This is a genomic window from Shewanella sp. POL2, assembly GCF_000282755.1.
Taxonomy (GTDB): domain Bacteria; phylum Pseudomonadota; class Gammaproteobacteria; order Enterobacterales; family Shewanellaceae; genus Shewanella; species Shewanella xiamenensis.
In genome coordinates, this window is the sequence record NZ_AKZL01000119.1 from 1 (window position 1) to 11,531 (window position 11,531).

Sequence of the window (11,531 nt, forward strand, 5' to 3'; positions counted from 1 at the left end):
ATTTTAACCGGCGTATCGTATTGCAGAGCGGTTGAAAGCTCTTGAATATTCATTTGAATCGAACCATCGCCCGTTACGCACACGACGGTTTCGTCTGGCATTGCCATTTTGACCCCCATTGCTGCGGGTAAACCAAAGCCCATAGTGCCAAGGCCACCGGAGTTAATCCAATGGCGGGGTTTATCAAAGGGATAATAGAGTGCGGCAAACATTTGATGCTGGCCCACATCCGAGGCGACATAGGCCTCACCATTAGTGAGTTTGTAGAGAGTTTCAATCACTTGCTGTGGTTTGATCCGATGACTTTCCTTATCGTATGCCAAGCAGTTACGCTCGCGCCACACAGTGATTTCTTGCCACCATTGATTGAGCGCCTCGCTATCGTTGCTCTCCTTCGATTCTTCAAGCAGGGCTAACATGCTGTCTAATACAATATCGGCCGAGCCAACGATCGGGATATCCACTCGTACGGTTTTTGAAATCGATGAGGGGTCGATATCAATATGCAAGATGGTGGCGTTAGGGCAGTATTTTTCGATGTTGTTGGTGGTTCTGTCATCGAAACGCACGCCAATCCCGAAGATAAGATCGCAGTTATGCATGGTCATGTTAGCTTCATAGCGACCGTGCATCCCCAACATACCTAAGCTGTTTTTATGGGTGCCAGGGAAGGCGCCAAGGCCCATTAAGGTGCTGACAACGGGGATATTTAACTTTTCTGCTAGGGTTAAGATCTGCTTTTCACTGCTAGAAATAATCGCACCACCACCCACATAGAGCACGGGTTTTTTCGCTGCTAATAATGCCTGTAATCCTCGACGAATTTGACCTTTATGGCCCGATGTCGTTGGATTATAGGAGCGCATTTTTATGCTCTCGGGGTAAATATAGTCGTGCAGTAATGCCGGATTGAGGCAATCCTTGGGCAAGTCTACCACGACGGGGCCAGGACGACCCGTGGAGGCAATATAAAAGGCTTTTTTAATGATCTCAGGAATTTGAGTGGGATCTTGGACTAAAAAGCTGTGTTTGACGACTGGGCGTGAAATCCCAATCATGTCGCATTCTTGGAACGCATCGTTACCGATTAGATTGCTCGGCACTTGGCCAGATAACACCACTAATGGAATCGAATCCATATAGGCGGTGGCGATGCCAGTAATGGCATTGGTGGCGCCTGGGCCTGAGGTCACGAGTACTACGCCTACTTTTCCCGTAGCTCGGGCATAACCATCGGCCATATGCACGGCGGCCTGTTCGTGGCGAACAAGGATGTGTTCAATACCGGGGATAAGGTGCAGGGCGTCGTAGATATCTAACACTGAGCCGCCAGGATAACCAAATATGTGCTTTACCCCTTCATCAATAAGGGAACGCACAATCATGCTGGCGCCGGATAACTTCTCCATGTGAAACTCCTATTGCATAGTACCGTTACGGTAAACAGTATCTTGTTACAGCGACGGTAATCGCTCTAAAAATAAGCCTGAAGGGTAATTCAGACTCCGTTTGCTGAACTTGAAACCATCGATTTCAAGCGCTCATCCCTTTGGATGCAGCAGCTGTTGCAATGAACAGAATTTCATCATATTCAAAAAAGAACACATTTCAAGGGTTTTCTGTAAAAAATAACCAACTTGAGACAATTTCATGTTTAGGCGCGATAAATGCTCATTAAACGGGAGTTTTTGTGTGGGGTCATTTTATTTAATCACTTTAATTAGAATGGGTTAGCTGATTTACAATGAAAAACGGCACCCAAGGTACTATATATAACCTAAGTGCCGTTTGTTTAGGGACCACTTAATTTGTTACAAATCAACCACAAAAGCGATGAAAACTATGATTGCTTCGCTTGCGCAGCATAAAGGCGTAGATTATTGCTTTTGTTTGGCTTGATGAGTCGGCCGGTTAAATTGACAGAATCCCACCAATAATACCGCCGTCAACATTAATGCCGAGAAGGGCACTGCGGTGCCATTGTAAAACAGCGCGAGTAATGGTCCTGCAAGGGCACCAAAGCCAAATCTTAAGGTGCCAATTACCGCCGTTGCCGTGCCGGTTTCCTGCTTAAATTTCATTAACACAATGGCATCAGCATTAACTGACATAATGCCAAGAGAACCCATCAGTGGAATAAGCATTAATACCGTAAAGTGGTAACTGAAACCCAATAAATTCACTCCCAGTAAACCTGCAGCTGCGAGCGCTCCTAAGAAAGTCGACACGTGCAACATCCTTAACGAGCCATAACGGCCCACAATTCGGGTATTGATGATATTTGCCAGCATCAGAGCGCCCACATTGGTACTAAAGAGTAGGGCAAATAAGGATTTATCTAATGAAAAAACCTCCATATAGACAAAGGGCGATGCCGTTAAATAACAGAAAAAGGCAAAAGAGGTGAGCACACCGCTGGCAATATTCATTTTGACGCCTGGGCGTGAAAACACAGTGGCATAGGCGCCTAAAAAAGATTTTTGGCTGCGGCTACTTTGATCTTTATCGCTGGGCATTCTCAGCAGCGTAATGACCAACATCAGTAATAACAGGGCATAGGCTGATTGGATAAAGAAGATCAAATGCCATTCGCCAAGTTCGAGGATAAGACTACCAATACTGGGGGCTAATAATGGCGCTAACATCATGATTAAACTGACATAAGACATACCTTTAGCCGTGTTTTCACCATAGACTTCTTTGATATAGCCAGGGACAACTACAGTGGCCGCTGCGCCGATAAAAGCTTGTAAAAAGCGCAGGCCCAAAAACACTTCAATCAGCTCGGCTAAGCCTAACAACAGGCTAGCTAACATAAAACCTGATAGTCCCATAATCACCATGGGACGACGGCCAATACGGTCAGCAAGCGGCCCAAAGCACAGCATGCCGAGGGCATAGCCGCCTAAGTAAACACTCAAGGATTGTTGCACTAAGGTGATATCGGTATGAAAGCTATGGGCGAGTGTTGCCATAGCGGGCAAATACATGTCAATCGCGAGCGGCGTGATCGCGACAATGGCGGCAAGCATTGGGATAAGCAAGGCCAAATGGGGAATATTACGCTGTGTGGTTGAATTACTTGACGATTGTAGGTCCACAGTTACCTCGAGTGGCGAAAGAAGGCGATATAAAGTGTTATGTCACTCGAAAATCAAAATTGTAGGGTAACAATTTTGCTTATTGGCGACTCATTTCGCCTCGATTGACATAGCATATCGTGCCATGAGCATTGGAGGAGTATAGGGGAGAAATGAGTGACCAGCGTAGACCCAACCAACAGTTGAACTGAGTGATTGGTCTTGTCATCGAGTATAAGGATATTAAGCCATAACATAGTAAAACGCTCAGGCGAATAAGCCAATCTCGATGACGATATCTTTACACTTAAATTGTAACCAAAATCGATTTACTGCCTTTTTATTGCATTGATGCACCAATGTACGCCTGAGCGTCATTCCTTCGACTGGGATTGTCACGTCACCGTCATCTATATGTCATCTAACCGTCTTGAATGCGGATTAGTTTATTGGGCTTTAGTTTAACCCTACGACTTATAACAACACATTCAGGAATGAAGCAATGAACACAAAACGACTGCCGCTGGCTGGTGCGATACTGGCAAGTTTACTCCTTAGTGCCTGTAATGGTGATGACGGTACCAATGGTGAGCAGGGGGATAACGGCTTAAATTCATTAGTGAACGTGACTCCACTCTCTATTGGTGATGCAAACTGCCCCGCCGGTGGTCAACGTATCGATACCGGGCTTGATGCGAATCGTAATGGTAAGTTGGAAGAGACTGAAATCGATGCGGCGCAAACGCAATTTATTTGCCAACCCCAAGCAGTTGGAGTCAAGGCGGAGCTTATTGGTCGTCATCAAACGGGCGTTTATGGCCTGAGCGCTGCTGAGATTGTTGAATACCACAGTGCTTCTCAGCGTATTTTTGTGGTCAATGCGAGAAGCGGTAAAGTCGACATTATCGATGCCAACTTACTTGGCAACGCTGCTGAGGCAACTGCGCCATTAGCCTTGAATAATCTTGATAAGCTCGGCGAACTGGATGTCGCCAAAGATGTGGGCTTGAGTTTTATGGGCAGCGTTAACAGTGTCAGTATTTATGGTAACTTGTTAGCGGCGGCCATTGAGCGCGGCGATGCAGCGGGCAATAAGACTCAAGCCAATGGCTATGTGGCTTTCTACCAACTCAATGGCAATGAGACACCGCAGTATCTCAGCGCGGTTGAAGTCGGTGCATTACCAGATAACGTAGTCTTTAGTCATGATGGCAAAACGGTACTCGTTGCGAATGAAGGTGAACCAAATCAAGACTATAGTATCGATCCTGAGGGTAGTGTAGCCATTATCGCCATTGCGGATGGTAAACCCGCAGCAACGGCGACGCTAGTGACATTCACCGAGTTTAATCAGGGCAATGCTCGCTATAATGAAATCACCAAGGACATTAAAATCAATGGCCCTATGGCCACTGTCGCGCAAGATTTGGAGCCTGAGTATATTAGTGTCAGCCCCGATAACAGCCGAGCCTTTGTGAGCTTGCAGGAGAACAATGCCATCGCGGTGATTGATATCGCCAATGCCAAAGTAACGAAAATTTTACCCTTAGGACTGAAGGATTATGGTCTTGATGTGAATAAAATTGATGCAAGTGACAAGGACGATATGGTCAACCTTCAGGCCTATGCGGGCGTGTATGGCATGTATCAACCCGATACCATTGCGAGTTACCGTTGGAATAATGCTGATTTTATTGTTACCGCAAACGAAGGAGATTCCCGTGATTATGCTGGGTTTTCGGAGGAAGCCCGTGCCGGTGACTTAACTTTAGATCCTAATCATCCACAATTTGCTGCCGCAAAAGATAAGACCCAATTAGCCCGTTTGAAAGTGACTAAGAGTATGGGTGATGACGATAACGACGGCGATTATGACAAAATTGTGAGCTTCGGCGCGCGTTCTTTCTCAATCTGGACCGCCGATGGTCAACAGGTGTTTGACAGTGGCAGCGATTTTGAGCGGATCACCGCAGCCTTGTTAGGCAATAACTTCAACAATAACAATGAAGAAAACAAAGGCGATAGCCGCAGTGATGATAAAGGACCCGAGCCAGAAGCCTTAGTTCTAGGCAAAATTGGCCAAAAACGCTATGCCTTTATCGGGCTTGAACGTACCTCTGGTTTTATGATGTACGACGTGACAAATCCTTTTGACGTGCATTTTGTGGATTATGTAGTAAACCGTGATTTTGACTCGAGTTTCAGCATTAATACAGATACAGGTGAAGTGAAAGGTGATGCCAGTTTAGCGGGCGATTTAGGGCCAGAAGGCATGAAGTTTGTGAGTGCCGAGAAGAGTCCTAATGGTCAGCCTCTGTTGATCATTGGTAATGAAGTCAGTGGCACAACCAGCGTGTACCAAATCAAGGTGCAATAGCCATAGCTTGTGTTCAAGGTGCGATAACTTTAGATCTCAACATCTTAAATGCTTGTAAGTAAGCTTAAAACGCCAGAGCATCACTCTGGCGTTTCTTTTTGCTTCTTTCTCGCGATAAAAATGCAAGGTTAAACGACTGAATAGGCGTTTTGCTTGAGTGCGCTAAAGGTGGATTCGATGCATTCGAGCGCAAGCTGGAATTGGGTATCGTTTTCGGCGCCACCTAAACTTAAACGGATAAAGTTATCATGACAGTTAAAGTCATCCCCATTGCGGATCAGTACACCTTTAGCTGCTAAGGCGGTCACCAGATGATGGGCTTTAATGTCTTCGGGTAACTGGATCCAGCCATTTAAACCCCGCCAGCGCTGAGTTAACCCCAGCTTGTCGCCCAGTGCTATGCATTGCTGCTGACGCGCGCGAATAATTGCATCGCGATTGGCCGTGATGTGCCCACGCTTAATCAGCTGACAGGCGAGCTCCACATTGAGCGGTGAAACCATCCAACATTGGCTATGAATGGCGAGGCGCAATGGTGCGATAAGCGGCTCGGGTACTAGGATAAAACCTTGCCTTAAGCCCCCTGAAAACAGCTTAGAAAGGCTTGAAATGTAAATGACCCTCGGCACATTCAGCGTCTGTGCTAACTGCCACAGTGGAGGGTGCCATTCCTCGGGGAGAGAATAATTCACATCATCTTCAATGATATAAAACTGGTACTGCTCCGCGAGTGCCAAGAGTTTTTCTCTCTGTTGCTCACTGTATTGAATGCAGGTGGGGTTTTGATTGTTAAGGGTTAAGTACACCAATTTAGGTTGATGGATTTGTACTAAAGCCTCGAATCTTGCCAGATCGACTCCGTCAGCGGTTAATGGCACGCCAATGCTATTGATACCCAATTGTTTCGCGCAAATACGCACACCGGGATAGCTGTACTGCTCGTGCAGTAGCACCTCGCCCTTGGTGAGGAAGGCATTAAGGCAGGCAAAAATGGCCTGTTGCCCACCATGGGTAAAGATCAGTTGCTCGGGTTGCTGTTCAATACCGCGTTGTAAAAGCCAGTGGTGAAATACCTGTTGATGTTGATCTAAGGGGCTGGCGCGATAGCCAAGGAGTTGACTCAGTTTCGCTGGATCCTTAGCCAGTTGGCTTAGGCAATCACTCAGCGTACTTATTTGATCCGTCAGCGGTTGCTGACAAGTCGCCATATTGAGCTGCAAATGACTGAGCTCTGGCACGGGAGAGGCGTTGACATAGGTACCATCACCGATACGCGCTTCCACATAACCGCGTTGCTCCGCTAGAGCATAGGCCCGAGTGACAGTGCCTATGGTCACTCCAAGTGCATCGGCTAAACGCCGCTGTGGTGGGAGTTTTGTGCCATGGGGCAGGGTCTTACACAAAATGCCTTGTTCGATCGCACTGACCAGACGTTGATATTTAGGACCTATAAATGCTTCTAGATCCGGCGTCCAAATTGTACCCATGACAATAAATCCATTGATCTCCGCTAATCTCCCTATATTATTTATTGTATCTTTTATTGTCAAACATTGTATGCATACAATTTAGGTGTTTATGGATATTCAACTTTTTAATGATCCACAACTCTGGACTTTAATGGCCTCAGCGGCACTTTTTTGTGCAACAATGACCATGACTCCGGGGCCGAATAATATTTTACTCGCCAGCTCCGGCGCTCATTTCGGGGTGATGCGTACCATTCCACATATTGCAGGGATCCGCTTAGGTTCGACCTCTTTGCATCTGTCGGTGTTATTGGGTCTTGGCGCTTTATTCGAGGCGTTTCCCGTGTTGCATCAAGTGCTAAAGTACGCAGCGTTACTATATTTGTTGCACCTTGCCTATCGATTAGTCACCACTCCTGTTAAGGCGGCGCATTTGGATGACGGGCGTCAGCCGATGAGTGTGATGGAGGCGGCGCTGTTTCAGTGGATTAATCCTAAATCTTGGATGTCGACCATTACCCTTTGTAGTGCGTTTACCTTAGGGGGCGATGGTTTTTGGCTCAGTGCATTACTAGGCGTGTTAGTGTTTAATCTGGTGGGATTTCCCGCGTCCTTCACTTGGGTGTTTGTTGGTGCAACAATCAGTAAAAAACTGAATACGGATAAACGTCGACGCCATTTTAACTGGTTTATGGGCAGTTTATTGTTGGTGTCCTTACCTATGATCCTGCGGTAAGCAGAGCTCATTAGGCTAAAAGCTTAAATATTCTGGGATACTGACTCGCTTAATGATTGGCTTTATGCCATAACCAACATAATATTGATGGCTTTTTTAGATAACGGTTTTATATACCTAAATAAACTGAAGAAGTTGGTGCCGTGGGTATTGCACCGATATAAGGTGAGTTATCTAACCATAACAAGTTAGCAATTGACTTGGGAGTATATGGAGGTTAGCGCGTGAAGTTTCCCAGTTTAGTATCATTTATGCCTGGTTTGGCGCAGATGCTGCAGTACGAGAAGCAATGGCTCAGGGATGATGTTCGAGCCGGATTATCCGTGGCGGCGGTCGCTTTACCTGTAGCCATTGCCTATGCACAACTTACAGGGGTTAATGCCGCTGTCGGTTTATACTCCTGTGTGTTGCCAATGTTAGTGTATGCATTGTTTGGTACTTCTAGACAATTAATCGTTGGTCCCGATGCCGCGACTTGTGCCGTGATTGCCGCAGTTGTGACGCCACTTGCTGCTGGCGACAGCATGAAGCACTGGCAACTCGTGATGACCATGACGGCCATGACCGGTTTTTGGTGTTTAATCGCCAGCCGTTTTCGCCTTGGCGTCTTGGCGGACTTTCTCTCAAAACCGATTTTAATGGGGTTACTTAATGGTGTGGCGATCACTATTATCGTCGGTCAATTCTCAAAGATTTTTGGTTTCACCTTCGATGAGCGTTATTTGATTGAGCGCTTATCCGGTGCGCCTTCCTATCTCACCAAAACACACTGGCCCACCTTATTGATGGGATTGGTGACCTTAGCCACCTATGCCTTAATAAAACGTTATCGTCCACAATGGCCTGCTTCAATGTGTGCAATGGCAATGGCTGCATTTTTGGTTTGGGCCTTTAACTTAACCAGCTTCGATATCAATGTGGTGGGTGAGGTGAGTGCAGGCTTACCTTCGTTTCAAGCGCCGGTTTTTAATATTGGTATTGCCCGTGAACTAGTTGTGCCTGCGCTTAACTTAGCCATGGTGAGTTTTGTGAGTATGATGCTTACTGCACGCAGTTTTGCGGCTAAAAATGGCTATGATATCGATGCGGACAAGGAGTTTCGAGCCCTCGGCATTGCCAATATTGCTTCAGCTTTATCACAAGGTTTTGCGGTCAGCGGTGCTGATTCGCGTACAGCTGTCAATGATGCTAACGGCGGTAAAAGTCAGCTTGTATCAATCATCGCGGCGTTATTGATTGCGATCGTCGCGTTGTTTTTTACTGCACCATTGAAATATATCCCCAGTTCTGCGCTTGGGGTCGTGTTGGTGATTGCCTCAATTTCATTGATTGATTTAAAGGCGCTGTGGAACCTGCGCGTACGGGATCGCTCCGCCTTTTTACTCGCCTGTACAACCTTGTTTTCGGTGCTGTTTATTGGGGTGATCCCTGGTATCACCTTAGCGGTATTGTTGGGCTTATTCCAATTTTTAGCGACTGTGATGCGTCCTACCGATCAAGTACTTGGACTAGATCATAAAGGCGTTATTCGCAGTGTGGATGATTCGGGTAAGGCTAAATCTGTCCCCGGCGTATTTATTTACCGTTTCAATTCACCATTAACCTACTTTAACGCCACTTACTTTAAACGCCGCTTACTGGAGAAGTTTATCCGTGAGCCTGAACCCGTCGATTGCATCATTATTGATGCCGTGCCGTGTTTTACCCACTTGGATTTAAGTGTGATGGCCATGCTTGCAGATCTCCATCAATTATTGAAGAAGCGTGGTATACGTTTAGTCTTGGCGGGGCGTAAAAGGCAGATGCTTGGCTGGTTTGAACAGGCGGGGATCCCGTCAGGCGAAGGCGGCATTTTAATTCGGCCAGATTTATATCTTGCGCTGAAAATGAACCAAAGTTACAAGCAAGCACTAGCTGAAGGCCAAGCACCTGTTATCAAAAAAGCGCCTGAGGATGATGTGCTACTTCATAGTCATTTATAGGATACTATTTTAACGAAAATCGCGGTAATGTCCGCGCTTTTTGGTTTATTGTTCAAGTGCATAGAGTTATGCACTTTATATTTGATGCCTCAAAAGTATGATGGTTGTGGCGTAAAGAGCCGCTCGTCATTTGAGTATCATAACTACGCGTCATTCCTCGTTTCGCGAGCTTGCGCAACATCTAAAGCTTAAACATCAACCCGTTCTAGTCATTTTGCAGTTTATCTAAAGGGATTAAACCATGATAGGCATAGTAGCCTATGGGTCCTAAAAATAAGCTTAGCAGGCACCATAAACATTTTTTGTTAGTGCTGAGGTTAACTTGGCTCTTAAATACTCGAGCTGCGAATAAGCAATGCAGTAGGGCTAAACCGATGAGCATCGCTATGATTATAATATCCGTATTATCCAAGTACTTTATCCCTGTAATTCATCGTGATGATTTAGCATAAAATGTTAAAAAGGATTTACTCACTTTACCTAAGTGAGAGCTACTTTACGTGAACATTTTACCGATTTCTATAGGGTATATAAAAATAAACGTTAATTCTTATTTACTTATAGACGTTCCTAACAAGTAATTTGGGGTATTACCAGTCTGCCAGATCACATATTTAGTCATGGCATGTTGAAATATGTCAGTGCTTGTTAGCTCAGTTAACCATGCCATAAGCCGTGGGAAATCACCGTTCAAATCCCGTTTGGCATCCACCGCAGTAAATTGGCGGATAAAAGGCACAATGGCAAAATCAGCAAGGCTTAACGCAGGGCTGATAAGATAAGGATGTTGCTGAAGCTGTGCTTCGAGCCGTACCAGAAAAGTGCTGGCCTTGGCGAAATAATCCGCCTGCGAGTATTCAGGATACCGATCTGCATATTTGTACTTATCCAGCCAAGGTTTAAATTCAACATCATTCTGCACAATAAGCTCATTAATCAGGCTTTGCGCTGAGGTGGTTTGTCCGAGTAACTGCTGTGCGGCTGGCGAGTCAGCCTTATGCAGTCCCCAGAGCATAATATCCAAGCTCTCAGCAATCACCTCTCCAGTAGGGAGCTGCAATACGGGCACTGTGCCCTTGGGGGAGATGGCTAACATCTCTGCGGGTTTCGCTTTAAGGGTGATTTCTCTCACTTCCACTTGGCATTGGCCGAGCAATAGCCCAAGTCTAGCGCGCATAGCATAAGGACAGCGGCGAAAACTGTAGAGTATGGGTAAGGGCATAGTCTTATTCCTTAATGCAATGATAAAAACGATTTAGTCACGACTGTGGGTTAAAAGTTGGCAATAGTAGTGACTTTAAAACAGAAATACTGCGTTTATTACTGATTTTTCCACCGTTTGCCTGTAAATAAGCAATGACCTTGGTTTTTGTCTGTGTTTATCCGACTGTGACTCAGGTAGAATTTCGCCCTATTTTTGCGACCTAGCTTAGGCTTGGGTGATTATTGGTTAATGCACTGGAAATTAAGTTCCAGCCAGCAGTTGAGGGTGTTATGTCTAACGTTGTTGTTTGTGCTTTATATAAGTTTGTTTCATTACCGCATTTTGAGTCGCTGCGTGAGCCACTCCTGTCCATGATGGAACAGGCCGAGATTAAAGGCACATTGTTGCTGGCAAGTGAGGGAATTAACGGCACAGTGGCCGGCACTCAAGCGGCTATCGACGCACTGCTGGCTTGGCTGAATAACCAAAATGGCCTTGAAAACATCGTTTACAAGTTATCCTTTGACGACGAAATGCCTTTCTACCGCACTAAGGTGAAGCTCAAAAAAAGAAATCGTCACCATGGGCGTCGAGGGTATCGATCCGCTTAAAGTGGTGGGCACTTACGTTAAGCCACAGGACTGGAACGCGCTGATTTCCGATCCTGAAGTCATCCTAGTGGA

Annotated in this window: 7 protein-coding genes and 1 pseudogene; 4 read left to right on the plus strand and 4 right to left on the minus strand. The window is 45.9% G+C overall.

The features are described from left to right. Both ilvB and SHEWPOL2_RS20190 read right to left on the minus strand, forming a co-directional pair. Window positions 1–1,409 (minus strand): biosynthetic-type acetolactate synthase large subunit (gene ilvB / locus SHEWPOL2_RS20185; protein WP_037431074.1); only part of this gene is annotated, 1,409 nt, incomplete at its 3' end. Between the two features lie 468 nt (window positions 1,410–1,877). Beyond that, window positions 1,878–3,032: a multidrug effflux MFS transporter gene (locus SHEWPOL2_RS20190; RefSeq protein ID WP_239642790.1), complete on the minus strand. Its 1,155-nt coding sequence runs from the start codon at window positions 3,030–3,032 to the stop codon at window positions 1,878–1,880. A 550-nt stretch (window positions 3,033–3,582) separates the two neighbouring features. Here SHEWPOL2_RS20190 and SHEWPOL2_RS20195 point away from each other — a divergent pair. Further along, window positions 3,583–5,457, plus strand: a complete 1,875-nt coding sequence (locus SHEWPOL2_RS20195) for a choice-of-anchor I family protein (protein ID WP_037431078.1) — start codon at window positions 3,583–3,585, stop codon at window positions 5,455–5,457. A gap of 128 nt (window positions 5,458–5,585) precedes the next feature. Here SHEWPOL2_RS20195 and SHEWPOL2_RS20200 read toward each other — a convergent pair whose 3' ends face one another. Next, the gene (locus SHEWPOL2_RS20200; RefSeq protein ID WP_037431080.1) at window positions 5,586–6,944 is read right to left on the minus strand and encodes a PLP-dependent aminotransferase family protein; all 1,359 of its coding nucleotides are present in this window, start codon (window positions 6,942–6,944) and stop codon (window positions 5,586–5,588) included. Window positions 6,945–7,035: 91 nt separating this feature from the next. Here SHEWPOL2_RS20200 and SHEWPOL2_RS20205 point away from each other — a divergent pair, with 91 nt between their 5' ends. Next, on the plus strand, window positions 7,036–7,662 hold the full coding sequence (locus SHEWPOL2_RS20205; RefSeq protein ID WP_037431083.1) for a LysE family transporter: 627 nt from the start codon (window positions 7,036–7,038) through the stop codon (window positions 7,660–7,662). Between the two features lie 224 nt (window positions 7,663–7,886). After that, window positions 7,887–9,644 carry a SulP family inorganic anion transporter gene (locus SHEWPOL2_RS20210; RefSeq protein WP_037418330.1) on the plus strand — a complete coding sequence of 586 codons (1,758 nt, stop codon included), beginning with the start codon at window positions 7,887–7,889 and terminating at the stop codon, window positions 9,642–9,644. A gap of 550 nt (window positions 9,645–10,194) precedes the next feature. Here the strand turns inward: SHEWPOL2_RS20210 and SHEWPOL2_RS20220 are convergent. Next, window positions 10,195–10,866: a glutathione S-transferase gene (locus tag SHEWPOL2_RS20220; protein WP_037418325.1), complete on the minus strand. Its 672-nt coding sequence runs from the start codon at window positions 10,864–10,866 to the stop codon at window positions 10,195–10,197. Between the two features lie 272 nt (window positions 10,867–11,138). Here SHEWPOL2_RS20220 and SHEWPOL2_RS20225 point away from each other — a divergent pair. Then, a pseudogene (locus SHEWPOL2_RS20225) lies at window positions 11,139–11,531 on the plus strand (hypothetical protein); the annotation flags it as partial.

Bases quoted from the DNA above. Each gene is read 5' to 3' on its own strand.
- SHEWPOL2_RS20220 (WP_037418325.1), bottom strand. From the start codon at position 10,866: ATGCCCTTACCCATACTCTACAGTTTTCGCCGCTGTCCTTATGCTATG.
- SHEWPOL2_RS20205 (WP_037431083.1), top strand. From the start codon at position 7,036: ATGGATATTCAACTTTTTAATGATCCACAACTCTGGACTTTAATGGCC.
- SHEWPOL2_RS20190 (WP_239642790.1), bottom strand. From the start codon at position 3,032: ATGCTTGCCGCCATTGTCGCGATCACGCCGCTCGCGATTGACATGTAT.
- SHEWPOL2_RS20195 (WP_037431078.1), top strand. From the start codon at position 3,583: ATGAACACAAAACGACTGCCGCTGGCTGGTGCGATACTGGCAAGTTTA.
- SHEWPOL2_RS20200 (WP_037431080.1), bottom strand. From the start codon at position 6,944: ATGGGTACAATTTGGACGCCGGATCTAGAAGCATTTATAGGTCCTAAA.